Source organism: Bradyrhizobium sp. CB3481, assembly GCF_029714305.1.
GTDB lineage: Bacteria > Pseudomonadota > Alphaproteobacteria > Rhizobiales > Xanthobacteraceae > Bradyrhizobium.
Map to the genome: position 1 here is coordinate 419,634 of NZ_CP121647.1, position 24,670 is coordinate 444,303.

Genomic DNA, 24,670 nt, shown 5'->3' on the forward strand with positions numbered 1-24,670 from the left:
CGGATCGAAGGAGACAATAAATGGCTACAGCAGCCAACCAGATCGGTCGCGTCACCCAGGTCATGGGCGCCGTCGTCGACGTGCAGTTCGAAGGCCACCTGCCGGCTATTCTCAATTCGCTGGAGACCAAGAACGGCAACAACCGTCTGGTGCTCGAAGTCGCGCAGCATCTCGGCGAGTCCACCGTCCGCACGATCGCGATGGACGCGACCGAAGGTCTGGTGCGTGGCCAGGAAGTAAAGGACACGGGCCAGCCGATCGCCGTTCCCGTCGGTGACGGCACGCTCGGCCGCATCATGAACGTGATCGGCGAGCCGATCGACGAAGCCGGTCCGATCAAGTCCGAAGGCACCCGCGCGATCCACCAGGAAGCGCCGACCTACACCGACCAGTCCACGGAAGCCGAAATTCTCGTCACCGGCATCAAGGTCGTCGACCTGCTCGCGCCCTACGCCAAGGGCGGCAAGATCGGCCTGTTCGGCGGCGCCGGCGTCGGCAAGACCGTGCTGATTCAGGAGCTGATCAACAACGTCGCCAAGGCGCACGGCGGTTACTCGGTGTTCGCCGGCGTCGGCGAGCGTACCCGCGAAGGCAACGACCTCTATCACGAGTTCATCGAATCCAAGGTCAACGCCGATCCGAAGAATCCCGACCCGAGCGTGAAGTCGAAATGCGCGCTGGTGTTCGGTCAGATGAACGAGCCGCCCGGCGCCCGCGCCCGCGTCGGCCTCACCGGTTTGACCGTCGCCGAGCACTTCCGCGACCAGGGTCAGGACGTGCTGTTCTTCGTCGACAACATCTTCCGCTTCACGCAGGCCGGTTCGGAAGTGTCGGCGCTGCTCGGCCGCATCCCCTCGGCGGTGGGCTATCAGCCGACGCTCGCCACCGACATGGGCGCGCTGCAGGAGCGCATCACCACCACCCAGAAGGGCTCGATTACCTCGGTGCAGGCGATTTACGTGCCGGCCGACGACTTGACCGACCCGGCGCCCGCCACCTCGTTCGCCCACTTGGACGCGACCACGGTGTTGAGCCGCGCGATCTCTGAAAAGGGCATCTACCCGGCGGTCGACCCGCTCGACTCGACCTCGCGCATGCTCTCGCCGCTCGTCGTCGGCGAGGAGCACTACCAGACCGCCCGTATGGTCCAGCAGGTGCTGCAGAAGTACAAGTCGCTGCAGGACATCATCGCCATTCTCGGCATGGACGAACTGTCTGAAGAGGACAAGCTCGCGGTGGCGCGCGCCCGCAAGATCGAGCGCTTCCTGTCGCAGCCGTTCCACGTCGCCGAAGTCTTCACCGGCTCGCCCGGCAAGTTCGTCGAGCTCGCGGATACCATCAAGGGCTTCCGCGGCCTCTGCGAAGGCAAGTATGACCACCTGCCGGAAGCGGCCTTCTACATGGTCGGCACCATCGAAGAAGCCGTCGAGAAGGGCAAGAAGCTGGCTGCTGAAGCGGCCTAAGGGGCGAATGGCGAATAGGGAGTGGCGAATAGCGCTGCTCCCTGTTCTTCCCCATTCGCTATTCGCAACTCGCCACTCGCAGGTTTTCCATGGCTACCTTCCACTTCGATCTCGTTTCACCTGAAAAGCTCGCCTTCTCCGGCGAGGTGGACCAGGTCGACATTCCCGGCCTGGAAGGCGATTTCGGCGTGCTGGCTGGCCACGCACCGGTCGTGGCCGCGGTTCGTCCGGGTATCCTGACCATCACCACTGGTGGCACCCATGAAAAGGTGATCGTGCTCGGCGGCCTCGCCGAAATGTCGGGGAGCGGCCTGACCGTGCTCGCCGACGTCGCCACCTCGATCGCCGATGTCGACCGTGCACAGTTCGCCGAGACCATCGCCGAGATGGAGGCCAAGCTCGCCGAGAAGGAAGGCTCCGAACTCGATCACGCCATCGAGCGGCTGGATCACTTCAAGAGCATCCAGATCGAGCTCAACGCCACGGCTATGCACTAAGCCCCGGGGCACCGCTCCGGGGCGCAATGAAGGCCCGGATCGCATCAGCGCTCGTCACATCGTGACGGGCGTTTTTGATTTTCTTGACCCCCAAGAGCCGAACGTCCCGACGTTGTGCCAAGTCGCTACGCGCAGCAATAGTCGGACTATCGCGATCCGTCCGCTTTCGGCCGGGTCGAACCACTCGTCATACGCTCGGCCTAGTCACTGCTCGCATCGGACGCTGGCCCAACCGCGACGATGACATTCTGTAGTGCCCCGGACCGCTCGACGGTCAGGCGGACTTGCTCGCCGATCCGGGCAAGACCAATGCGGTTGCGAAGTTGTGCGGCCGAGTGGATTGGGCGGTCGTCCGCCCGTAGCACGATGTCGCCCTTGCGCAGGCCGGCCACCTCCGCCGGCGAGCCGGCCGGGGTCAGCATGACGTCAGCCTCCGTGTCATGGCCTGCCAGCGCGGTCGCCTCCGGCCGCTGATGTCGGTTCGCTGCGCGGGCTCGTCATCGCCATCGAGCTGGCGCAAAGCGGCCAGGATATCGGCAAGCCGGACAGGATGACCCATGCCGGGAATGTCGCGCAGGCCCGGACAGGACTCGACCGCGAACATGTCGGAAGCCCATGAAGACAGGATCACGCGTTTCTCGGCGTCGGAAAGCTGCCCGTTGCTCAATACTTCACTGGGGGAATCATAATGTGCGGCGGGATGAAACAGCGCAAAGTCGGTGGTGCTCAGATCGGCCTTGCTCATCGAACGGTCTCCTTACTCTCCTTTCCCTGGAATAAGCGTGGTGACGGCGGCGGCACGCTGCGCCGCCGCCAATGCATCATTGGTTGCTGATCGGGATGCGCTTGACAGACGAACGCGCCTGCTCGGATTTCGGCAGCGTGATCGTCAAGACGCCGTCGTGGAATTTGGCTTCGGCCTTGTCTTCCTCGACGCCGTCGAGCGGGATCTGCCGCTCGAACGAACCGTAATAGCGCTCGGTGAAGTATCTGCCGCCACTATCGGTACGCTCGGACTTCTTCTCGCCGCGCAAGGTCAGAACGCCGTTGGCGATCTCGAGCTGAACGTCTTTTTCCGTCAGCCCCGGCAGTTCAGCCGTCACCTTCAGCTCCTTGTCGGTCTCGTTGAGTTCGATACTCGGCCATCCGAAGCGACCTTCCATCAGCGGGCTGCCAAAACGGGCTGGCACCCCGAAGCCTCTGAAGACATCGTCGAACAGCCGGTTCATTTCCCGATGGAGGGTGAAGAAAGGATCGTAGCCCTCGCGCGAAGACGTGAGCTCCTGATTTCTCGACCACGGGATCAGATCGCGAATAGCCATAGTGTGTCCTCCTGAGAGATTGCTGTTGCTCGCATAGGCCCGCGCGCGGCGGGAAATCCGCGCAGAGCCCGCACTACCAAAGGCGCCTTAAGCCGCCTTCTGCTCGATCTGATGGGAAGCGGCGGCGTTGCCGATCGGGATGCGCCGCGGCTTCATCGCGTCAGGCACTTCGCGAACCAGGTCGACGATCAAGAGACCGTCCTTGAACGAGGCCTGCTTGACCTGCACATAATCGGCGAGATTGAACACCCGCCGGAACGGCCGGGCCGCGATGCCGTGATACAGGTATTCGCGTTGCTCGGCGTTGGGCTTCTGGCCCTCGATGATCAGCGTGTCTCGCTCTGCAGTTACGCTGATGTCGTCCATGCCGAAGCCGGCGACCGCGAGCGAAATCCGGTACGCGTCTTCGCCGACGCGTTCGACGTTATAGGGCGGGTAGTTGTCGTCGGTCGAGTGCCGCAAGCTGCTGTCGAGCAGGTCGGCCAGATGATCGAAACCGATCGTGGAACGCCACAGGGGTGAAAAGTCAAAGGTCCTCATAGCCAAGTCCTCCTTAGGAGCAAGATGGATACGAAGGAGCGTCGGACACCGTCCGGCGCCCACTCAACTCGCCGGACCCGAGCTGGCATCCGGCACCGCGACTGGCGGCAAAAATCGAATTAGAAAAAGGCCGAAAAGTTTCAAGAGGCGGTGAGGAAAAAATTTTGGGGGCCGCGCGCCCCGCGGCGGCAGACTTAATCAAGCGTAAATGGCCGGGCCGGGCGCTGAAGGGGCAAGGTCAGCTGCGGCCGGTGTGCTGCTCCTGGTCGAGGCCTCTCGCCCGCAGGCCGTTCGGTCTGGGGCCAACGGCCAGCATCATGAAGAGCGTTCGATAAACTTGGTAGCGGGCGGCCGGGCGCGTACGCTCGCGCCCGCGCATGAGCAGCGTGCCATCCTGGTCTCGCACCTGCCATTCGAAGCTTCGGCGGCGCTTGAATACGATCACATCCTTCATGTCGGGCGAGACATCATGCGGTGTCACTTACATCAAGCGCAACGGCCGATCGGTGCCAGATTGATCTAGGCCGCCGAGGAAATCGGCGGCTGCGTGTTGGAATTCTGGATCCTGGGAGCCTGAAAGGCGAGCGGGAAAGTGGAGGCTGCGAGTTTTTCCAGCGCTGATTGCTCTTCGGACAGGCGCGCTTCGATGTACTGGCGCTCCAGCTCTGTCAGCCTGGTTTTTAGAAGGCGGCGATAACGGTCGATGTTATTGCGATGCGTTCGCAAACGGGCGAGCTTTTCATCAATCATCTTCGTCATCCTTTTGACGGTCGTTCTATGGGTCCTTTGAACTGCGAGGTGGTTCAGCCCTCCGGCAAAAAAATATTCAGCGGCAGAACGCTGTCAAGCGCGCCACAAGCAGTGCCGCCGTTCTAGCGGGCGAACTCCGCAAATGCCCCCGCCACCATTCTGTACACTTCGCGCCGAAATGGGACGACGAGGTCGGCGACACGATCGAGGCGCTCCCAGCGCCAGGAATCGAATTCGGCCGGCTGGCCGTTGCGCGGCGTCAGGGGGTCGATCTCGTCGTCGCGGCCGGTGAAGCGCAGCGCAAACCATTTCTGCCGCTGCCCGCGAAATTGCGCGAGGCGATGCGTGGCCGGTCCGTCATAGGGCGGAAAGTCATATTTTATCCAATCGGTCTCGCCGAGATATTCGGCACTGACCGCGCCGGTCTCTTCCCAGAGTTCGCGCATGACGGCGTCGCGCGGGTCCTCGTCGGCGTCGATGCCGCCCTGGGGCATCTGCCATTCAAGGCCGGGAAGAATGATCTCCGGCCCGTCGTCGCGGAAGCGCCGGCCGATCAGCACCTCGCCGGACGCATTGAACAGGGCGATGCCCACATTGGGCCGATAGGGTTTGTCGGACATGACTTCTGATGAGTGCCCGCGCGCAACGTGGGGGACTGGCTAACCGCCCGCGAGGTTGGCGAATTCCTTGACCACGCGCTCGTAGACCGGCCGCTTGAACGGGACGATCAGGTTGGGAAGATTCTTCATCGGCTCCCAGCGCCAGGTCACGAACTCGGCCTTGTGTCCGCCGCCGGGGCTGGCGACATTGATCTCGGCATCCTTGCCGGTGAAGCGCACCGCGAACCATTTCTGGCGTTGCCCGCGATAGCGGCCTTTCCAGGCGCGGCCGGCGACGGTGCGTGGAATGTCGTAGATCAGCCAATCCGGCACTTCGCCGAGCTTCTCGACCGAGCGGACGCTGGTCTCCTCGTAAAGCTCGCGCTTGGCAGCCTCCCAGGTGTCCTCGCCGGGATCGACCCCACCCTGCGGCATCTGCCAGACATGGGTTTCGTCAACATGCTCGATGCCCCCGGCGCGGCGGCCGATGAAGACCAGCCCGGCCGCGTTGATCAGCATCATGCCGACGCAGGTCCGGTAAGGCAGGTCTTCGTAGCGCGCCATGTTCGTCAAGGTTCCTTTGCCTGTATTCATCTGCACAATCGACCGGTCCGGCAGGGTCGGGAAGGCGCCGGGCCGCCATCGGCTTGATCTTTAGCCTGATTTTGATTTCAGCATCGCCGTTGTCAATGGCACAAGCAGGATGCCGCGGCCCTCGAGCGTCTTGGTCCAGGCGGCCAGCCGCTCGATCGAAATCGGCAGCGCGGAGGCGACGCCCACGGCCAGCCCGCGTTCCTTGGCGACCGTTTCCAGCTTGGCCAGCGCCCGGTCGATCTCGACCGAGGTCGGCACGGCATCAATGGTGAAATCCGCCTTGGCGAAGGGCATCGACTGGGCCGTCGCCTGCGCCGACGCAATGCTGCGCGGCGAGGAGCCGTCGTCGAGATAGCCGAGGCCGCGCTTGGCCGCCTCGCGGATCACCGGCTGCATCACGCTGTCGCTCGCCGTGAAGCGCGCGCCCATGAAATTGGCAATCCCGGCATAGCCCTGAAAGCGGCTGAGGTGCCAGTACAGCCGGTCGAGGTTCTGCTCCGGGGTCAGCGTCGTCAGCAGGGTCTGCGGCCCCGGATCATTGTCGGGGTAGTCGAACGGCTCCATCGGAACCTGCAGCAGGATCTCGTGGCGCTGGGCGCGGGCCCGCTCAGCGAGCTTGGTGGGATCGGCGCCGTAAGGGGTGAAAGCCAGCGTCACCGCCGGCGGCAGCTTCATGATGGCATCCGTCGTCTTGGCGGCGCCGACCCCGAGCCCGCCGACCACGATCGCGATCACCGGCATCTTCGCGGCCTTGGTGCGGTCGGCATCAGCCGCGTAGACCGTGAAGGGCTTTAGCCCGTCGGCAACGGCCGGAATCATGCCGTAGCGTGACTTTTCCAGAAGGCGCGGATCGATCCCGGTCATGGTCATCGCCGGCTCGGCGCCGGCATCGCTGCCGATCACCACGTCCTGACGTTTGCCGCTGGAGCCATCGATGATGGTGACGGTCTTGTTTTCGCCAGCCGGGGCCTGCGGGGTGCCGGGCTTGGCGGCGTGCTCGGTCTGGCCAGAGGCTGCGGGCTGCTTGTCGTCCGCCGGCTTGCGCAGCGCGACACGGGCCATCGGCTCCCCGCCCAAGGGGTTGTCGGTAAAGAGCGCGACACTCAGGAAGACGATCAGGACGAGGCCGAGCAGCACGGCCAGCGCCTGCATCGCCGTGAACGGCAGCCGAAACCGGCGCTTCTTGCGCTCCGTCTTCTGTCCGAGCGGTGCACTCAGTTCGTCGGCCGTTTCCGTCATGAATCTTCCCGAATCACCTGACCCGACGATACCACGATGGCCCGGATTCGAGCGCCTGCGCCGCCCCGCAAAAGCACCGTTCCGCTGGGCAGCGGCAGGAATCGATCATGAAAAAGGGGCGGCCCATGAGCCGCCCCTTCTTGTTCAGGAATATTTGGAAGGCCGGATTAGTTGGCCGCCTTGTTGGCGGGCTTTTCGACCGCGGCCTTGTCGCCGGTGGCCGGGCCGCTCGCGGTCGACTTGATGCCGTGCAGCAGGTCGGCGCCGGTCTTCAGCGCCTTGTCGTCCTTGGCGTCCGGCGGGACATAGGATTGCGAGCCGGTCTTCTCGTCGCCGTCGTTCTTCAGATGGCCGCGGAGCGATGCCTCGCCCTTGGTGTCGGTGCGTGCCTTCAGCTCTTCCGGCACATCCTGCAGCACCTCGATGTCGGGCACGATGCCCTTGGCCTGGATCGACTTGCCCGACGGCGTGTAGTAGCGCGCGGTGGTAAGGCGCAGCGCGCCGTTGCCGCTGCCGAGCGGGATGATGGTCTGCACCGAACCCTTGCCGAACGAGCGCGTGCCGACCAGCGTGGCACGCTTGTGGTCCTGCAGCGCGCCGGCGACGATTTCGGAGGCCGACGCCGAGCCGCCATTGATCAGCACGATGACCGGCTTGCCCTTGGTGAGGTCGCCGGAATGAGCGGCGCGGCGCTGGGTTTCCTCGGCATTGCGGCCGCGGGTCGAGACGATCTCACCGCGCTCGAGGAAGGTGTCGGAAACGGTGACTGCTTCTTCGAGTAGGCCGCCCGGATTATTTCTGAGGTCGATGATGTAGCCCTTGAGCTTGTCGCCGAGCTGGTTCGAGAGGTTGCCGATCTCGCGCTTCAGGCCTTCGGTGGTCTGCTCGTTGAAGGTGGTGACGCGGATATAGGCGATGTCGTCCTGCTCGACGCGGGCGCGCACCGAACGGACGCGGATGTTGTCGCGGACCAACGTGACTTCGATCGGGTTGTCCTGGCCCTTGCGGATGATCTTGAGACGGATCTTGGTGTTAACGGGCCCGCGCATTTTTTCGACGGCCTGGTTGAGGGTGAGACCCTGCACCGCTTCGTCGTCGAGCGTGGTGATGATGTCGTTGGCCATGATGCCGGCCTTCGATGCCGGCGTGTCGTCGATCGGCGAGACGACCTTGATCAGGCCGTCTTCCATCGTGACCTCGATGCCGAGACCGCCGAACTCACCGCGGGTCTGCACCTGCATGTCGCGGAAGCTCTTGGCGTCCATGTAGCTGGAGTGCGGATCGAGACCGGCCAGCATGCCTGATATCGCGGACTCGACCAGCTTGGAGTCGTCGGGCTTCTCGACATAGTCGCTGCGCACGCGCTCGAACACGTCGCCGAACAGATTGAGCTGGCGGTAGGTGTCGGATGTCGCAGCGCGCGCCACCGATCCCATCAGCACCGAGCGGGGCTGCGTAACGAAAAGCGTCAAAGCCGCACCGGTGGCGGCGCTGAGAAGAATGAGAGAAGTCTTGCGCATCATCCGCGAACCTTTTCGCCTTCGTTAGCGGCCCACCATGGGCCTGAGTCGATTGGAGTGCCGTCCTTACGGAACTCGACATAGAGCACCGGCTGGCTCGCGGTCGTCGCGAGAATGGATGCGACCTGGGACGTCGTCCCCATCGTCGCGACCGGCTCTCCCGTAAGTACAAACTGGCCGATGTTTACCGAAATGCGCTCCATCCCGGCGATCAGGACATGATACCCGCCCCCGGCATTGAGGATCAAGAGTTGTCCGTAGCTGCGGAAGGGTCCAGCGTAAACAACCCAGCCGTCACACGGTGTTGTGACCTGAGCCCCGGGCCGGGTTGCCAAAGAAATGCCTTTTTCCACGCCGCCCGCGCCATCGGAACCGCCAAAATCGCGAATCTTGCGGCCGTTAACCGGAAAGGCGAACAACCTCTTGGCGGAAGCAAAGGCGATCGCCGGGCTGAGCCGGGCTGGGTCCTTGAGTGCCCCGAGATTCGGCTTGCCGCCGGGGGCTGCCGGCGCGCCCTGCAGGCTGGCGGTTGCAGCCGCCTTGGCGGCGCTCTTCAGGTCCTGTTCCATTTTGCCGATCAGGCCCTGCAGGCTGTCGACCTGTTTGGACAGGTTGATGGCGCGCGCGCCTTCGCTCTCCATATCCTTTTCGATCGCGCTCTGCTTGCGCTGACGTTCGTCGACCAGCGCAGCGAGCCGGATCGAATCGTCTTTCAGCCTGTCGCGATCTCGTGCCAGCACATCGCGCTTGGTCGCGATTTCCTTGCGCAGGGCGACGAGCTGGCCGAGATCGCTCGCAAGCTTTTCCGCACGGCCGCGCAATTCGGGAACGACAGCGCCAAGCAGCATGGCGGTACGCAGCGATTGCAGTGCGTCTTCGGGCCGCACCAACAGCGCCGGCGGCGTGCGCCGTCCGGCACGCTGCAGCGCCGCCAGCACCTCGATGATTTCTGAGCGCCGTGAATCGAGCGTGGCCCGGATCTGCTGCTCGCGGGCATCGAGCGGTCGAAGCTCCGCCTCGGTCTCGCCGATGCGCGTTTCGACACTGCGCACTTGGGTGGCGATCTCGATCAGCTGCTGGTTGAGCTTGGAGCGGTCCTGCCCGATCGCCGCCATGTCCGCCTTCAGCTTCTTTTGCAGCTCGGCGGCCTTGCGCTGCTCCTCGCGCGTGGCCTCCAGCTCCTGCTCGCGCTGCTTGATCGCCTCGGGAGATACGGCGGTTGCCTGCTGCGCTGATGGCGCGGACTGCGCGGCGGCGGGCGAAAGCGACGCCAGCACAAGACTTGCCGACAGTAGTATTACGGGAAGCAAGATGGCTGACATCACCGGCTCGCCGCGATCGGCGGTGCGTGGGTATGAATGAATGTGCTGCGTCGAATGCATCCGGCCTGTTCAGCGCTCTCTGTATTCACCTCACCATGCCCTAAGCGCGATGGTAGGGGTGGCCGGCCAAAATGGTCGCGGCGCGGTAAATCTGTTCAAGAAGCATGACGCGGACCATTTGATGCGGCCAGGTCGCCGAGCCGAACGCAATGCGTAATTTAGCCTTGCGCTGCAAATCGGGCGAAAGTCCGTCCGCGCCGCCGATGGCGAAAATTGTACTGGCAATCCCCTCGTCCCGCCACTGGCCAAGCTGCCGGGCGAAGGTCGCGCTGTCGATGCTCTTGCCGTGCTCGTCGAGCGCCACCAGGACGGCTTTCTCCGGTATCGCCGCCGCAATCGCCGCGGCTTCCTCCGAGATGCGCGTCGCGGTATCGCGGGCGCGGCTTTCGGGAATTTCCTGGATCGCGAGGCCGCGAAAGCCGAGCTTGCGGCCGATGTCCTCGAAACGCTCGCGATAGCGTTCCGCCAGTTCCTGTTCCGGGCCCTGTTTCAGCCGGCCGATCGAGACCACGACAAGGCGCATGATTGTTTTTCCGGCGTACACGTCCCGGCACGCGCGCTGTTGCCGCGCGAGCAACCAGATTACATGCGCCTCAGCCGATTCGGACCGGCCGAGGGTTCAGATCGCCGCCGCCGCCGGGTTCTGCGCCCACAACCTTTCCAGATTGTAGAACTCGCGTACCTCGGGCCTGAATACGTGCAGGACCACATCGCCGGAATCGATCAGCACCCAGTCGCAATTGGGCAAGCCCTCGACATGGATGTTCCTGATGCCGTTTTCCTTCAGGGCTTTCGTGACGTTTTCCGCGATCGCGCCGACATGCCGGTTGACCCGGCCTGTGGTGACGATCATGTAATCGGAAAATGCAGATTTGCCGCGAAGGTCGATGGTGACCGTTTCTTCCGCCTTCATATCGTCGAGGCGGGAGAGGATCATATTCAGCGTCTTGTCGGCGTCGGGTTGCGCCTTCAAGGCCGCAGCTTCTGTCGATGTTTTACGCGGGGTCTTGGCAGACTTGCCAGCGGTCTTGCTACCAGTCGCCTTGGGTAAAACAGACTTCGACTTGGACAATACAGATGTGGCCAGGGACCATTCCTTTCACTGTATCGCAAACGCCGAATCCCGGCGTCGCGGACCATATTAGGCATGTGGGGTTAATGGTTTCAATATTCCAGTGGGCCCCGCCTGCCGGTTCGAGTTAACTGTCACCTCTTTGCCTTCCAGCTCCCATCCGCGTTCCTCAATCCGGTGGATGACAGGGGTAGTTTCATGCCGGTGAGGAAAGCCCATGCGGGCGCCTGCCGATCGGCTAGCCGGACCGCCTGATTTTCGGGCACGCGATAGCGCGCCAGCGCCTGGGCGGCCGGGGCGGCGAGGGCCCGAAAACTCTGCGGCGGACGGTCGATCACGGCGATCGGCATCTCGTCGGCGATGCGCCGCCAATCCTTCCAGCGATGGAACTGCGCGAGATTGTCGGCACCCATGATCCAGACGAAGCGCACGCCGGAAACGCGGCGGCGCAAGTGAGTGATCGTGTCGACGGTATATCTGGTGCCGATGACAGCTTCGAGACAGCTGATGTCGATGCGCGGATCGCCGGCGACTTCTCGCGCCGCCTGCGCACGTTCGGCCAGGCCGTGCAATCGCCCGTTTTCCTTGAGCGGATTGCCGGGTGTCAGCAGCCACCAGACGCGATCGAGCTCGAGGCGCTTGAGCGCAAACAGGCTAATCGCGCGATGCGCCGCGTGCGGCGGATTGAACGAGCCGCCGAGCAGGCCGATGCGCATGGCGCTCGTGTGGAACGGGATCGCCTGGGCGGCCGATTGCAATGTCATCGGCCGCGGCACCGCAAGCGCAGGCGGGTGTTCACGGCCGCGTCTGCCCGGTGCCGTGAACGCGATATTTGAAGCTCGTCAGCTGCTCGGCGCCGACAGGGCCGCGGGCGTGGAACTTGCCGGTGGCGATGCCGATCTCCGCGCCGAAGCCGAACTCGCCGCCATCGGCGAACTGCGTCGATGCGTTGTGCAGCACGATCGCCGAATCCACTTCGCTGAGGAATTTCTCGGCCGCCTTGGCGTCCTCGGTCACGATCGCATCGGTGTGGCGCGAACCGTGGGCCTGGATATGGGCGATGGCGGCGTCAACGCCGTCGACGACCCGTGCGGCAATGACGGCATCGAGATATTCGGTGTCCCAATCCTCGTCGCTTGCCGGCTTCACCCGCGCGTCGATCTTCTGCACGGCGTCGTCGCCGCGCACCTCGCAGCCGGATTCGATGAGCATCTCGACCAGCGGCTTCAAATTGGTTGCGGCACTGGCACGATCGACCAGCAGCGTCTCGGCGGCGCCGCAGACACCGGTGCGGCGCATCTTGGCGTTCAATACGATCGACTTGGCCATGTCGAGCCTGGCGCTGCCGTCGACATAGACGTGGTTGACGCCTTCGAGATGCGCAAACACCGGCACGCGCGCTTCTGCCTCGACGCGTGCGACGAGACTCTTGCCGCCGCGCGGGACGATCACGTCGATGCCGCCGTTCAATCCCGACAGCATCAATCCGACAGCCGCACGGTCGCGCGTCGGCACCAGCGTGATTGCGGCCTCAGGCAGGCCGGCCTCGCGCAGGCCCTGCACCAGGCATTCATGGATCGCGCGGCAGGAGCGAAAACTGTCGGAGCCGCCGCGCAGGATCACGGCATTGCCTGATTTCAGGCACAGCACGCCGGCGTCGGCGGCGACGTTGGGGCGGCTCTCGAAGATCACGCCGATGACGCCGAGCGGCACGCGCACGCGCTCGATGGTCATGCCGTTCGGGCGCTGCCAGCTTTCGGTAACGGTGCCCACGGGATCGGCAATGCCGCGCACGGTGGCGACGCCGTCAGCCATGGAATCGATCCGCGCTTGCGTCAGGGTCAGGCGGTCGATGAAGGCTGCGGTGGTGCCGCCCGCGCGCACTTCGGCGACGTCCTTGGCATTGGCGGCCAGGATCTTGGCCGCGCCCGCGCGGATCGCCCGCTCGATCGCCTCCAGCGCCCGGTTCTTCTGCTCCGGCGGCGCCAGTGCCAGCACCCGCGCGGCAGCGCGCGCTTGAGCGGCGAGGTCGGTCATCAGGGCGGGCAGATCGGCGTTGCCGTCGATTGCCTTGAGGGGGGCGGTCATCGGAGGTCTCGGTTTCGGAGTTAAGGCCATGTCTTAGCACGGAAATCCCGCTTTTGCGAGGTCCGGCGCCGGCATGGCTGGCTGGCGGTATTGGTTAGACGCTAGGCCAATGGCCTGGCTGGCTACTTGACCGGGACGGTCCCGGCCGGCCCGACCACCAGATCGTCGCGATGGATCATCTCGGCCCGGCCTGAGATGCCCAAAATCGCCATCACGTCCGGCGAGGAGCGGCCCTTGATCTTCTCGGCGTCCTCGGCGTCGTACGCGACGAGGCCGCGGCCGATCTCGTGGGTGTCGGGGCCGCGCACCACGACCGCATCGCCGCGGGCGAACTGGCCGTCGATCCTGATCACACCGGCCGGCAGCAGGCTCTTGCCGGCCCGTAGCGCCGCGACCGCGCCGGCATCGATGGTCAGCGTGCCCTTCGGCTCCAGGGAGCCGGCGATCCAGCGCTTGCGCGCGGTGACGGGATTGGCCGGCGTGAGGAACCAGGTGCAGCGGCCGCCATCAGCGATCGCCTGCAGCGGATGCTCGATCTTGCCGGAGGCGATCAGCATATGCGTGCCCGACGTCGTCGCGATCTTTGCCGCCTCGATCTTGGTGTACATGCCGCCGCGCGACAATTCGGATTCGGCCGCGCCCGCCATGCCTTCGATCTCTGAGGTGACGGATTCCACAATCGGAATCAGTTTTGCGTTCGGATTGGCGCCGGGCGGCGCGTCGTAGAGGCCGTCGATATCCGACAGCAGGATCAGCAAATCGGCGCTCGCCATGGTGGCGACGCGCGCGGCGAGGCGGTCATTGTCGCCGTAGCGGATTTCGTTGGTGGCCACCGTGTCGTTCTCGTTGATCACGGGCACCGCGCGCCACTCCAGGAGCTTTGCAATGGTCGAGCGGGCGTTGAGGTAGCGGCGGCGCTCCTCGGTGTCCTGCAGCGTCACCAAAATCTGTCCGGCGCCGATGCCGTGCGCGCCCAGCACTTCGGACCAGATCCGCGCCAGCGCGATCTGTCCCACCGCGGCGGCGCCCTGGCTCTCTTCGAGCTTCAAGGGGCCGCGCGGCAGTTTCAGCCGGCTGCGCCCAAGCGCGATCGAGCCCGATGAGACCACCAGCACGTCGCGGCCTTCGCCGTGCAACTTGGCGATGTCGGCGGCCAGCGCCGCCAGCCAAGCCGAACGCACCTCGCCCGCCTTGGAATCGATCAGCAGCGAGGAGCCGACCTTGACGACGATGCGGCGGAAATTGTTGAGCGCGGGGCGTTTCATGGTGCGGTCGAACGATGCGGATGATTGAGGAAGCAATACGCGCCAGTTCCCGGATTTGGAAGTGGCGCAGCAGGGGCAGGCTTAAGTTTGCGTCAGCCCTGCGGCGGCGGGACCGGTGCCCACGGGTCCTGGCCGCTCTTCGCCTTCTGCGAAACCGGGGCTTCACCGATCACTTCGACCAGCGCCTTGAGCGCTTCCGGCACGCCTTCGCCGGTCACACCGGAGAGCAGAAGCGGCGTCTTCTTGGCGGCGCGCTTGAGGCGCTCCTTCTGCTTCTTCAAGTCATCAGGTGTGACCGCGTCGATCTTGTTCAACGCCACGATCTCGATCTTGTCGGCGAGATGCCCCTCATACGCTTCGAGCTCGGTCCTGACCGTCTTGTAGGCTTTGCCGGCATGCTCGCAGGTCGCATCGATCAGGTGCAGCAGCACGCGGCAGCGTTCGACGTGCCCGAGGAAACGGTCGCCGAGGCCGGCGCCTTCATGCGCGCCCTCGATCAGCCCGGGAATATCGGCGAGCACGAATTCGCGGCCCTGCGCGTTGACGACGCCGAGCTGCGGATGCAGCGTGGTGAAGGGATAGTCCGCGATCTTCGGCTTCGCCGCGCTGACGACGGAGAGGAAGGTCGACTTGCCGGCATTGGGCAGGCCGACGAGGCCCGCATCGGCAATCAGCTTCAGCCGCAGCCAGATCCAGCGTTCTTCGCCTTCCTGGCCTGGATTGGCGTTGCGCGGCGCACGGTTGGTCGAGGATTTGAAATGCGCATTGCCGAAGCCGCCATTGCCGCCCTCGGCCAGCACGAATTTTTCCCCGAGCTCGGTGAAGTCGTGTATCAGCGTCTCGCGATCCTCGTCGAAGATCTGCGTGCCGACCGGCACCTTGAGCACGATCGACTTGCCGTTGGCGCCATGGCGGTCCTTGCCCATGCCATTGCCGCCCTTCGGCGCCTTGAAGTGCTGCTGATAGCGGTAGTCGATCAGCGTGTTCAGCCCATCCACCACCTCGACGATGACATCGCCGCCGCGGCCGCCATTGCCGCCGGAGGGGCCACCGAACTCGATGAACTTCTCGCGGCGGAACGCCACGCAGCCGTTGCCGCCGTCGCCGGAGCGGATATAGACCTTTGCCTCGTCAAGGAATTTCATGATCGCCACTAGGTAGGGCAGGGGGCGCCTGACGGCAACCCTCAAGCGGTACCACATTGGCGAAAAGCCTTAATTTTCGGCCTTTTTCCGAGTGTTGGAGGGCTATGACGCCGGCCGCCGCCGCACCAGAAACTTCTGCATGCCCTCCAGCACCAGCTCCTTTCGCTGGTTGAACACGGTCGAGCGCAGCGTCACCACGCCGGTGCTGCGGCCAGGGACGAGTTCGGTCACTTCGAGCGCGGGGTAGATGGTGTCGCCGGCATAGACCGGCTTTAGAAACCGGCTCGATTGTTCGAGGAAGCCGACCAGCGATTCCTCGACGAGATAGGGAAACAGGCCAGCGCCCGGCGCGGTATGGACCAGCGTCTGGAAACCGTGCGCAAGCAGGTCCGGCATGCCGCGGGCGCGGCAATATTCGACGTCATAATGGATCGGATGGGTGTCGCCGCTCGCGGTCTGGAACGCGGCGAACACCGCCGAGGTCTGGGTCCGGCTTGGAATCACGAAGCGTTCGCCGAGCACGAAATCTTCGAACCAGCGTTGTTCGCTCACCATGCGATGCTGTGCGGGATCGAAGTTGGTCATGGCCGGTTTCCAGCGGTGATTGAGGGACGCGGTCGTACCGGTAGCGCGGAGGTGGAACTGCAGCAATCGATCCGTCTCAATTTGTCATGCCCGGGCTTGTCCCGGGCATCCACGTCTTTACAACGTGCGGAACAAAAGACGTGGATGGCCGGGACAAGCCTGGCCACGACAATAAACTGGAAACGTCATGAGCCTGTTCGCCAAGATTTCTACCTACGACGAACGTTCCGCGCGGCTGGCCGGCATCGGCTTGATGCTGCTGTCGATTTTCATGTTCTCGTTCGGCGACGCGCTCGGAAAATTCATGGTCGCGACCTATTCGGTCGGGCAGCTGTTGTGGCTGCGCGCCTGCGCGGCGCTGTTGGTGCTGCTGCCGGTGATCTGGAAGCAGCGCGCGGAATTCAGGCGCCTCGAACGGCCCTGGCTGCAACTGCTTCGCGTCACGCTGTCGACGCTGGAGGTCGCGGCCTTCTTCCTCGCCACCGTTTACCTGCCGCTTGCCGATGTCATCACCTATTATCTGGCCTCGCCGATCTTCGTCACCGCACTGTCCGGCATCGTGCTCGGCGAGCGAGTCGGCTGGCGGCGCTGGACCGCGATCCTGATCGGCTTCTGTGGCGTGCTGATTGCGCTACGCCCGTCGACGCAGACGGTGAGCTGGCCGGCGATGATCGCGCTCGGCGGCAGCCTGTCGTTCGCCTTCCTGATGCTGATCACGCGGTCGCTCCGGGATACGCCGGATATCGTGCTGACGACCTCGCAATTCGCAGGCACGTTCCTGCTCGGCGCGCTGATGTCGCCGATCGGCTGGGTGACGCCGACGCCCGGCAGCCTGGCGATGTTTGCAGTGGCGGGAGTGACATCAGTCATAGCGCTGCTATGCATCAACCGCTCGCTGAAGCTGGCGCCGGCGAGCGTTGTCGTGCCCTACCAATATTCGATGATCGTGTGGGCGGTGATCTTTGGCTTCGTCGTGTTCGGCGACGTGCCGTCGGTCTCGACCCTGATCGGCGCCGCCATCATCATCGGCGCCGGCTTCTATATCTTCCTGCGCGAGCAGAAGCTCGGGCGCGAGGAAGCCGTGGTCAATCCGCCGGCGTAAGCAACTTGCACAAGTGTCGTCCCGGCCTTGAGCCGGGACCCATAATCACCGTCGTCGATTGTTGATGCGAGCTGGGAGCAACAGCTCAGCTTAAACCACACACTCCTGTGGTTATGGGTCCCCGCCTTCGCGGGGACGACATCGATCTGTGAGCGCTTACCGCTATCTCCTTGTCGAACTGCCCCAGTTCTTCAGCGACGACCATGCGCTCCGCGTCAGGCGGAAGCGATCGACCGGGGTCGAGGATCCCAGCGCCTCGAAGCGATGCAGCTCGACGCCGCACCACTGGAAGCCGCATTTCTCCAGGATATTCCGCGACGCTGGGTTGGCGACGCGGGCGCCCGAGGTGAGATGCTCGGCATCGAACTCCTCGAAGAAGAAGTCGATCACCGCGCGTGCGGCCTCGGTGCCGAAACCCTGGCCCCAATGCTCGACGCCGAGCCAGTAGCCGAGCTCTGCGTCAGGCTCGCTGCGATCGATGCCGACCATGCCGACCGGCGAATAATTATGCTCGATCAGAAATACCGTCTCGCTGTTGTCGGCGGCCTTGGCGCGCACGAATTCGACCGCATGGTCCTGCAGGTAGGGATGCGGCAGGCGGCGGGTGTTTTCCGCAATGCGGCGATCATTGGCGAGATGCGCAATCGCTTTTACGTCCGCGAGCGTCGGCCGGCGCAGCGTCAGCCGTTCGGTCTCGAGGACGCAGCTACTGGTCCCACGCAAGGGCGGGGTCTGGATCGGGATGTCCTGCAACATGTCGGGCTCCTGATTGCGAAAATGCGCAAAATGAAAAGGGGAGGCCGGTTTCCCGCCTCCCCTGGAGCCCATTTCGACTCCGCCGGTTCAACAGGACCCGGCGGACTCGGATGTGTCCACCGTCTATTCGGCCGCTTCAGCCATCGGAACTACCGATACGAAAGTGCGGCCGTTGCCTTTTGCACGGAACTCGACATGACCCTCGACCTTGGCAAAGAGAGTATGATCGGTGCCCATGCCGACATTAAGGCCGGGATGCCAGGTGGTGCCGCGCTGACGCGCGATAATGTTGCCGGGAATCACGTGTTCGCCGCCAAAGGCCTTGATGCCCAGGCGCTTGCCTTTTGAATCGCGACCGTTTCGCGATGAACCGCCTGCTTTTTTGTGAGCCATGGCCCGTCTCCGACTACGTAGATATTTTCTAGATCAATTCCTTGACGGAATCATTTCAATTTTTCTCACGCTTCAACTTTTCGTCGAAGCGCGTCACTTCTCGCTCTTGCCCTTCGCAGCGGCTTTCTTGGCCGGGGCCTTCTTTGCGGGCGCCTTCTTCTTGGCCGGCGCCTCGTCACCTTCGGCTGGTGCTGCGGCCACCTTTTCCTTCTTCGGCCGCGGGCCGATCGAAGGCTTCTTGTTATCGGTCAGGATCTCGGTGATGCGAAGCACCGTGATCTCGTCGCGATAGCCGCGCTTGCGGCGCGAATTCTTGCGGCGACGCTTCTTGAACGCGATCACCTTCGGGCCGCGCTTGTGGTCCAGCACTTCGGCTGCCACGGAAGCGCCTGCCACCGTCGGCGCGCCCAGCACCGGCGTGTCACCGCCGACCACCAGAACCTCGCCCAGCTGCACGATCGTGCCGACTTCGCCGGCGATCTTGCCTATCTCGAGCACATCATCCGGAACGACGCGGTACTGCCGGCCGCCGGTTTTGATGACTGCGAACATCGTTTTTTTCCTTCGTGTTCAATCCCGGCCTCGGATATGTGCCCAACGGGCTTATCCGGGTCGGCTTTTTGGTCAGTCGTTATGGGTACGATTTTCGCGCGGCCGGGGAGCGACCCCATAAGAATTCGCGCAAAAACAAGCGGCGCGAGAAATCCCGCGCCGGATGCGGGGACTTATAGCCGCAGAATGCCGCGAGTCAAGGTGAAATGGCCGGAAAAGCTGCCAGAAATGAGGTATTTGGCCGCGAATAGCGGGTGGCGAATAGCGGGCGACCTGCCGGCCGGGACACCCATTCGCCATTCGCTACTCCCTATTAGCCCCCTTTTGAAACCAATGGGTTCCCCGTCCGTTGTCGGCAGAGGATCCGGCAGGGCTGGCAAGATGGCAGAAGACATCGTTACGACCACGGGCATCGCCCGCCACGGGGCCACGCGCTTGCCGTCGGTGGAGTTAGATAGCTTCAACGTCGAGTTGAAGGATGACGAGGGATTTCTCGGAGATCGCGCCAGCAAGAAGGCCTTTCGCAAGATCCTGGATGACCTGCGCAAGCCGCTGAAGAAGAACGGCGACGATCCCCTGGGCAAGAAGGCCAGCGGCGAGATCGCCAAAAGCGAGCTCGACGAGGCGCTGGACAGCGATGACGTCGCTGCGGCCGCGCTGGTGCACAGCGCGATCGAGGAGTTCGCGCAGGAGCTGGCTTATGTGACGCGGCGGTTTCTCAAGACCAAGGCGTGGGCGGATACCGAGCGCATCGTGGTCGGCGGCGGTTTCAGGCAGAGCCGCGTCGGCGAACTCGCAATCGCCCGCACTGACATCCTTCTCAAGGCGGAGGAATTCGAGGTCGATCTGGTGCCGATCCGCTTTCACCCTGATGATGCCGGCCTGATCGGCACGCTGCATCTGGCGCCGTCATGGATTTTCGAGGCCCATGATAGCATTCTTGCGGTCGATATTGGCGGCACCAACATCCGCTGCGGCATCGTGGAAACGCGCTGGAAGAAGGCGCCGGATCTTTCCAAGGCCGCGGTGTGGAAGTCGGAATTATGGCGGCATGCCGACGACGAGCCGACGCGCGAGGGCGCGGTGAAGCGGCTGGTCAAGATGCTGAGGGATTTGATCGCAGAAGCGGAGTCCGAGGGGTTGAAGCTCGCACCCTTCATCGGCATCGCCTGTCCCGGCGTGATCGATGGGGACGGTTCGATCGAAAAGGGCGCGCAGAACCTGCCCGGCAATTGGGAGAGCTCCAAGTTCAACCTGCCGGCAAGCCTGGTCGAAGCAATCCCGGAGATCGGCGATCACGACACCGCCGTTCTCATGCACAATGACGGCGTGGTGCAGGGCTTGTCGGAGGTTCCGTTCATGCAGGATGTCGAGCACTGGGGCGTCCTGACCATCGGCACTGGCCTTGGCAATGCGCGCTTCACCAACCGGCGCAAGGAAAACGGCAAGGACGAGAAAAAAGCGAAGAAGAGCAAGGACTAGCGCACGCATTAACGTTTTGCGCGGGTAGTAAGGTTGACTGGTTAGGTTAAAATCCACTTCGCGTTGCCGTTTCACCCTGCCTTGCTAGCGTCGCCCGCGTCGCTCCGCTGGCCGGCGAAGCCGCACTTCCCGGCCAGGATTTCAAAGAAGCGACACGGGACCGTCAGTTTTTTGTCGCGTCTGACGGTCCCACTCCCTTTTCCTCCGCCGCTATGCCCAGCCGATACGCGCAAAGAATGCCGCGATCTCCGACGCTGCGCGATCGGGATCCTCGCGATGCGGGAAGTGACCGACATCCCTAAACATCGCGAGATCGAGATTCGCAAACGTCTCGCCGAGCCGGTCGGTCCATTCGTAAGGGAATAGCGGATCGTGCTCGGCCCATCGCACGCCGGTCGGCACGTCGATCGGCGGCAGTGCCGTCGCTTCGCCCTTCATCATCTTGATCCGGCCGGCATGCGCCGCGCGGTAATGCGCGAAGCCGCCGGCGAGGTTTCCGGCTTTAAGGAAATTGTCGGTGAAGGCCTCGATCTCGTCGTCAAAGGCGTGCTTGCGATGCGACCAAGCCTTCAGGAAATGCCCGATATAGAGCCGGCAGCTTTCTCTGCTAGCGCCGACGAGGGCAGGGGCCATCTCCATCTGGTGAAAGGACTGATACCAGATGTTGTTGAGGCGCTCCGGCTCCGCCATTCGCCGGCCGATGCCGGGATAGACGAAATCGAAGAAGAACAGGCCGGCAATGCGGGCCGGCGCGCGCCGCGCCAGCGGCTGCATCAACGCGCCGCCGACATCGTGGCCGACGATGCCGGCCTGTTCCAGACCAAGCGCGTCCATCAATGCCAGCATGTCCGCAGCCTGCTGGTCGGGCCCGAACAGCCCCTCGGGCTTGTCGCTGTCGCCGAAACCGCGAAGATCGGGGGCATAGAGCGTGAAGCGATCGGCGAGCCGCTTCATCACCGGCTCCCAGGTCAGCCAGAATTCCGGCCAGCCATGCAGCAACAGCAGCGGCCGCCCGGCACCCAGGCGAACGACATGAAAGGCGGCGCCATTGGCCCGAACCGTCAAATGCTCCATTTTGGGCTCCTTTTGTCGCTCCGCGCTGAGACGGATTTCTTGGGCCCCGCGCCTTGTCTATCCCGCCTTCCTCGCCTAGAACACGCCCCGACCACAGGGCCGATTCAGGCTCGTCTTGGCGCCTGGAGAGGTGGCAGAGTGGTTGAATGCACCGCACTCGAAATGCGGCATAGGTGCAAGCCTATCGGGGGTTCGAATCCCTCCCTCTCCGCCATCGTTTTCGTTGTCCAGCCCGAAGACATCGGACGCAGACCGAGCAGCCGCGGGGATGCCGGGCTCCATGCCCGTGAGCCCAAGCCCGTCGCAGCTTCCGCACGCAGGGATTGCCGCGCTGGGTCGCCGCGGGTGACCAGCGTCCGGCCGGGGAGGTGCATTTACCGATGCGCACCGTAGTTCTACGGGAAGGAGCGCCAACAGGGTGCGGTGCATCAGGGCCTTTTCAGCCAGGGCACAGCCGGCGGCTCAAAACGCCGCCCGTGATTCTCCGACCGTGAACATGGTTCCCGTGCTATGATCGCGGCCGGCTGAAGTGCAACGACGCCATCAGCCCCGCAGGGGGGGTGACATGCCCATCAATCGGCTATTCAGGGAAGGTAAGCTCAAGCCGGAACAGGTCGAGAGACTCAACCGGGCTTTCACGTTCACGCTGCGCTCATTGAGCCTGGTCGATCGCAACGATCCGATTTGCGAGATCGTCGCTCGCAAGGTGATCGAGATCGACGCCGCAGGTACTCACGACCCGCAAGAGATTTCCAGGCTCGCGGCCAAACAGCTTGGTCCCACGTAACCAAGCTTTCCGGAACCGGCTCAGAAGGGCGGCGTCCTCGCGCGCCTTTTCGAAATTGATTGATCAGCATCAAACCTCGGATTCCGGCGCCCGATATGATGATGGACGCCGGAGGTTCCCATGCGCTTTTATTTCAACGTTCTGGACAAGCTCAAGATTCAGGATGAGGTCGGCCGCGAATTTCCGGTCGTTTCGGAAGCTGTCATCTTTGCAAAACGCCTGGCGGCGGACATTCGCTGCCTCGAAACGGCCGTGAGGCCGACGCTCGCGATCGAAGTGGTTGGCGAGAACGCCGAACGCATTCATCGAGAGCGGGTCTTTGCATGAGCAAATCCGGGGTGTGACGTGCCTATTGGCGCACTCCAGATCTGCCGCGTGGCGGCCCACCGAAGCTGATCAGATCAGCCGAACCCGCCGCTCCTTTCAAATGATCGAGGATAGTGCGCTTCTGAAGCTGCACGGCTTGGACCTGATCCGCCATCGCTTGTGGCGGTTAAGGCCTGGCTATCCGGCCATCTCGCAAGCCGGCTTGCCTTCGCCCCGCTCGGTGATCTCCGCGATCTTGCCGTCGACGATGTGGATGCGGCGGTCGGCGCGGGCGGCCAGCGCCGGGTCGTGGGTCACCACGATCACGGTCTGACCGCTGTCGGCGATATCGCGGAGAATCGAAAACACTTGCTCGGTCGATTTCGTATCGAGCGCGCCGGTCGGCTCGTCCGCGACGATGATCTCGGGGCGGTTGGCGAGCGCGCGGGCGATGGCGACGCGCTGGCGCTGGCCGCCCGAGAGCTGGTTGGGACGCTTGTGAGCGTGCTCGGCGAGCCCGAGCGAGCCGAGCAAAGCGAGGCCGCGCTCGTGCATTTCCTTTTCGCCCATCTTGCCGGCGGCGCGCATCGGCAGCAGCACATTGTCGAGCGAGGTGAACTCCGGCAGCAGGAAATGAAACTGGAACACAAAGCCGCATTTGGTCAGGCGGACATCGGCGCGGTCCGATTCCGACAGCTTTGACGTCGGCTGGCCGCAGATCATGACCTCGCCTTCGCTGGGCGCATCGAGCAGGCCGAGCAAATAGAGCAGCGAGGATTTGCCCGATCCCGAAGGGCCGGTGATGGCGACGAACTCGCCCTTCTTGACCGCAAGATCGATGCCGTTGACGAGGGTGTGCGACACGTCGCCCTCGATCCGGCGAACCAGCTCCACCGCCTGCAAAGCAATCTCGGTCATGACGCTCCCCTGATGATTTCCACCGGATGCACCCGCGTCGCCTTGCGCGCCGGGAAATAGGCCGCGCCGGCGCAGCAGAGCAGCGATATGCCGCCGGCGACGACATAGTGCATCAGCGAGTAGTAGATCTGCAGCGGAACGGTCGTGCCCGTCAGCGGATTGAAGATCGTGATCTTCGACCAGCCGTAGCAGAGCAAATAGCCGAGCACCCATCCGAACAGTATGCCGACCACGCCGATGATGATGGACTCGATGATGAAGATCCGCCGCACTGCGTATTCGCGCATGCCGAGCGACTTCATGATCGCGATGTCTTGGCGCTTCTCATGCGTGATCGTCGAGATGATGTTGTAAGTGGCAAAGGACGACGTCAGCAGCATCGCGCCCATCACCGTCAGCACGATGAAGTCGCGCACCGTGAAGGTCGACAGCAGGTCGGCATTGGCCTCCTGCCAGGACACCGACTTGTAGCCAGTCTGCGCCTCGACCTGCGAGGCGACCTTTTGCGCCACCATCGGATCGCTCAGCCGCAGCCGCAGCTGGTTGATGACCCCGCTTTGCCCCATCATCACCTGCGCCGGGCCGATCAGCGAATAGATCTGGCTTTCGTCGACGCGCTTCAGCCCCGAGCGGAACAGCCCCGCGACGGTCGAGTTCAGCCGGGTGCCCTGGCCGCCGATCAATAGCACGGTGCTGCCGGTCTTGACGCCGAGCTTTTCGGCGAGCGCCTCGCCGAGCAGGACGCCGTTCGGCGCACGCGAGAGGTCGTCGAGCTTGCCCTCGCGCATTTGCGAGGCGAGTTTGGAGACGTGAATTTCGCGGCGGGGATCGATGCCGGTCAGCGTGATGCCGATGCGCGCGCCGCCGTGATCGATGATCGCGGTGGTCTTCACGGAGGGAGCGACGTCGCCCGGGATCCAGGAGCGCAGCGAGCCCATCACCGATTCAGGATATTTGATGCCGGGGCGCTTGCCGACATTGGCGATGTCGGACATCTGGACCGCGCCATATTCCTGCTCGGCCGGCTGCGTCGGCACTGCGCGGCGCTCGTCCTCGATGGTGATATGCGGCATCGTGTCGACGAGCTGCCGCAGGAAGTCGATCTGCGAGCCCTGCATCAGGCCCGCCATCATGATGGTGAAGCCGACGCCCATGGACACACCCGCCATGCCGACGAGGGTCTGCCGCACCCTCGTGCTGACATGCGTCCATGCGATGTTGAACAGGAGCTTCATGGCG

Annotated in this window: 30 protein-coding genes and 1 tRNA gene; 7 read left to right on the plus strand and 24 right to left on the minus strand. The window is 63.6% G+C overall.

All coding sequences use genetic code 11. From position 1 onward, the window contains the following. Positions 1–20: 20 nt before the first annotated feature. Both atpD and QA643_RS02020 read left to right on the plus strand, forming a co-directional pair. Entirely contained in the window at positions 21–1,463 is a 1,443-nt protein-coding gene (gene atpD / locus QA643_RS02015) for a F0F1 ATP synthase subunit beta (protein ID WP_283031546.1), read from the plus strand. 89 nt (positions 1,464–1,552) lie between these two features. After that, positions 1,553–1,960 (plus strand): F0F1 ATP synthase subunit epsilon, encoded by a 408-nt coding sequence (locus QA643_RS02020; protein WP_283031547.1) that lies wholly within the window; start codon positions 1,553–1,555, stop codon positions 1,958–1,960. Between the two features lie 200 nt (positions 1,961–2,160). Here QA643_RS02020 and QA643_RS02025 read toward each other — a convergent pair whose 3' ends face one another. From QA643_RS02025 to QA643_RS02110, 18 genes are all read right to left on the minus strand, one after another. Further along, entirely contained in the window at positions 2,161–2,382 is a 222-nt protein-coding gene (locus QA643_RS02025; protein WP_283031548.1) for a PDZ domain-containing protein, read from the minus strand. Next, a complete protein-coding gene (locus tag QA643_RS02030; protein WP_283031549.1) occupies positions 2,376–2,705 on the minus strand; it encodes a hypothetical protein in 330 nt (109 codons plus the stop codon). The genes QA643_RS02025 and QA643_RS02030 overlap by 7 nt, the downstream gene beginning before the upstream one ends. A gap of 76 nt (positions 2,706–2,781) precedes the next feature. Then, positions 2,782–3,282, minus strand: a complete 501-nt coding sequence (locus QA643_RS02035; RefSeq protein ID WP_283031550.1) for an Hsp20/alpha crystallin family protein — start codon at positions 3,280–3,282, stop codon at positions 2,782–2,784. A gap of 87 nt (positions 3,283–3,369) precedes the next feature. Beyond that, positions 3,370–3,822, minus strand: a complete 453-nt coding sequence (locus tag QA643_RS02040) for an Hsp20 family protein (protein WP_283031551.1) — start codon at positions 3,820–3,822, stop codon at positions 3,370–3,372. A 238-nt stretch (positions 3,823–4,060) separates the two neighbouring features. After that, positions 4,061–4,276 (minus strand): hypothetical protein, encoded by a 216-nt coding sequence (locus QA643_RS02045; RefSeq protein ID WP_283031552.1) that lies wholly within the window; start codon positions 4,274–4,276, stop codon positions 4,061–4,063. 65 nt (positions 4,277–4,341) lie between these two features. Beyond that, positions 4,342–4,572 (minus strand): hypothetical protein, encoded by a 231-nt coding sequence (locus QA643_RS02050; protein ID WP_283031553.1) that lies wholly within the window; start codon positions 4,570–4,572, stop codon positions 4,342–4,344. Positions 4,573–4,694: 122 nt separating this feature from the next. Further along, positions 4,695–5,192: an RNA pyrophosphohydrolase gene (locus QA643_RS02055; protein WP_283031554.1), complete on the minus strand. Its 498-nt coding sequence runs from the start codon at positions 5,190–5,192 to the stop codon at positions 4,695–4,697. A gap of 39 nt (positions 5,193–5,231) precedes the next feature. Next, positions 5,232–5,735: an RNA pyrophosphohydrolase gene (locus tag QA643_RS02060; RefSeq protein ID WP_283031555.1), complete on the minus strand. Its 504-nt coding sequence runs from the start codon at positions 5,733–5,735 to the stop codon at positions 5,232–5,234. A 90-nt stretch (positions 5,736–5,825) separates the two neighbouring features. Continuing rightward, positions 5,826–7,004 (minus strand): divergent polysaccharide deacetylase family protein, encoded by a 1,179-nt coding sequence (locus QA643_RS02065; protein WP_283031556.1) that lies wholly within the window; start codon positions 7,002–7,004, stop codon positions 5,826–5,828. 167 nt (positions 7,005–7,171) lie between these two features. After that, entirely contained in the window at positions 7,172–8,527 is a 1,356-nt protein-coding gene (locus QA643_RS02070) for a S41 family peptidase (protein WP_283031557.1), read from the minus strand. Further along, entirely contained in the window at positions 8,524–9,846 is a 1,323-nt protein-coding gene (locus tag QA643_RS02075) for a peptidoglycan DD-metalloendopeptidase family protein (protein ID WP_283031558.1), read from the minus strand. Before QA643_RS02075 ends, QA643_RS02070 begins: the two co-directional genes overlap by 4 nt. A gap of 100 nt (positions 9,847–9,946) precedes the next feature. Then, positions 9,947–10,429 (minus strand): 23S rRNA (pseudouridine(1915)-N(3))-methyltransferase RlmH, encoded by a 483-nt coding sequence (gene rlmH / locus QA643_RS02080; RefSeq protein ID WP_283031559.1) that lies wholly within the window; start codon positions 10,427–10,429, stop codon positions 9,947–9,949. Positions 10,430–10,525: 96 nt separating this feature from the next. Further along, on the minus strand, positions 10,526–10,879 hold the full coding sequence (gene rsfS, locus QA643_RS02085; protein ID WP_283031560.1) for a ribosome silencing factor: 354 nt from the start codon (positions 10,877–10,879) through the stop codon (positions 10,526–10,528). 233 nt (positions 10,880–11,112) lie between these two features. Continuing rightward, positions 11,113–11,742, minus strand: coding sequence for a nicotinate-nucleotide adenylyltransferase (locus tag QA643_RS02090; RefSeq protein WP_283031561.1), 630 nt, complete (start codon positions 11,740–11,742; stop codon positions 11,113–11,115). 31 nt (positions 11,743–11,773) lie between these two features. After that, positions 11,774–13,066 (minus strand): glutamate-5-semialdehyde dehydrogenase, encoded by a 1,293-nt coding sequence (locus tag QA643_RS02095; protein WP_283031562.1) that lies wholly within the window; start codon positions 13,064–13,066, stop codon positions 11,774–11,776. A 122-nt stretch (positions 13,067–13,188) separates the two neighbouring features. Beyond that, positions 13,189–14,331, minus strand: a complete 1,143-nt coding sequence (proB, locus tag QA643_RS02100; protein WP_283031563.1) for a glutamate 5-kinase — start codon at positions 14,329–14,331, stop codon at positions 13,189–13,191. A gap of 92 nt (positions 14,332–14,423) precedes the next feature. Then, entirely contained in the window at positions 14,424–15,476 is a 1,053-nt protein-coding gene (gene obgE / locus QA643_RS02105) for a GTPase ObgE (RefSeq protein WP_283031564.1), read from the minus strand. Between the two features lie 102 nt (positions 15,477–15,578). Continuing rightward, entirely contained in the window at positions 15,579–16,061 is a 483-nt protein-coding gene (locus QA643_RS02110; RefSeq protein WP_283031565.1) for a MaoC family dehydratase, read from the minus strand. 187 nt (positions 16,062–16,248) lie between these two features. Here QA643_RS02110 and QA643_RS02115 point away from each other — a divergent pair, with 187 nt between their 5' ends. Continuing rightward, the gene (locus tag QA643_RS02115) at positions 16,249–17,163 is read left to right on the plus strand and encodes a DMT family transporter (protein WP_283031566.1); all 915 of its coding nucleotides are present in this window, start codon (positions 16,249–16,251) and stop codon (positions 17,161–17,163) included. A gap of 162 nt (positions 17,164–17,325) precedes the next feature. Here QA643_RS02115 and QA643_RS02120 read toward each other — a convergent pair whose 3' ends face one another. The 3 genes from QA643_RS02120 to rplU all read right to left on the minus strand — a co-directional run bounded on the left by QA643_RS02120 (position 17,326) and on the right by rplU (position 18,864). Further along, on the minus strand, positions 17,326–17,919 hold the full coding sequence (locus QA643_RS02120; RefSeq protein WP_283031567.1) for a GNAT family N-acetyltransferase: 594 nt from the start codon (positions 17,917–17,919) through the stop codon (positions 17,326–17,328). 123 nt (positions 17,920–18,042) lie between these two features. Further along, entirely contained in the window at positions 18,043–18,312 is a 270-nt protein-coding gene (gene rpmA, locus QA643_RS02125) for a 50S ribosomal protein L27 (protein ID WP_283031568.1), read from the minus strand. A gap of 93 nt (positions 18,313–18,405) precedes the next feature. Further along, complete coding sequence (gene rplU / locus QA643_RS02130) at positions 18,406–18,864, minus strand: 50S ribosomal protein L21 (RefSeq protein WP_283031569.1); 459 nt, start codon at positions 18,862–18,864, stop codon at positions 18,406–18,408. A gap of 381 nt (positions 18,865–19,245) precedes the next feature. Here rplU and QA643_RS02135 point away from each other — a divergent pair, with 381 nt between their 5' ends. Next, a complete protein-coding gene (locus QA643_RS02135) occupies positions 19,246–20,346 on the plus strand; it encodes an ROK family protein (protein ID WP_283031570.1) in 1,101 nt (366 codons plus the stop codon). A 210-nt stretch (positions 20,347–20,556) separates the two neighbouring features. Here QA643_RS02135 and QA643_RS02140 read toward each other — a convergent pair whose 3' ends face one another. Continuing rightward, the gene (locus QA643_RS02140; protein ID WP_283031571.1) at positions 20,557–21,420 is read right to left on the minus strand and encodes an alpha/beta hydrolase; all 864 of its coding nucleotides are present in this window, start codon (positions 21,418–21,420) and stop codon (positions 20,557–20,559) included. 124 nt (positions 21,421–21,544) lie between these two features. Here QA643_RS02140 and QA643_RS02145 point away from each other — a divergent pair. From QA643_RS02145 to QA643_RS02155, 3 genes are all read left to right on the plus strand, one after another. After that, positions 21,545–21,634 (plus strand) — tRNA-Ser (locus QA643_RS02145). Positions 21,635–21,985: 351 nt separating this feature from the next. Continuing rightward, positions 21,986–22,207 carry a hypothetical protein gene (locus tag QA643_RS02150; RefSeq protein ID WP_283031572.1) on the plus strand — a complete coding sequence of 74 codons (222 nt, stop codon included), beginning with the start codon at positions 21,986–21,988 and terminating at the stop codon, positions 22,205–22,207. Positions 22,208–22,327: 120 nt separating this feature from the next. Next, the gene (locus QA643_RS02155) at positions 22,328–22,534 is read left to right on the plus strand and encodes a hypothetical protein (RefSeq protein ID WP_283031573.1); all 207 of its coding nucleotides are present in this window, start codon (positions 22,328–22,330) and stop codon (positions 22,532–22,534) included. A gap of 177 nt (positions 22,535–22,711) precedes the next feature. Here the strand turns inward: QA643_RS02155 and QA643_RS02160 are convergent, their stop codons facing one another. Together QA643_RS02160 and QA643_RS02165 are read right to left on the minus strand one after the other, a co-directional pair. Further along, complete coding sequence (locus tag QA643_RS02160) at positions 22,712–23,431, minus strand: ABC transporter ATP-binding protein (RefSeq protein WP_283031574.1); 720 nt, start codon at positions 23,429–23,431, stop codon at positions 22,712–22,714. Continuing rightward, positions 23,428–24,666, minus strand: a complete 1,239-nt coding sequence (locus QA643_RS02165) for an ABC transporter permease (protein ID WP_283031575.1) — start codon at positions 24,664–24,666, stop codon at positions 23,428–23,430. Before QA643_RS02165 ends, QA643_RS02160 begins: the two co-directional genes overlap by 4 nt. Positions 24,667–24,670: the final 4 nt, after the last annotated feature.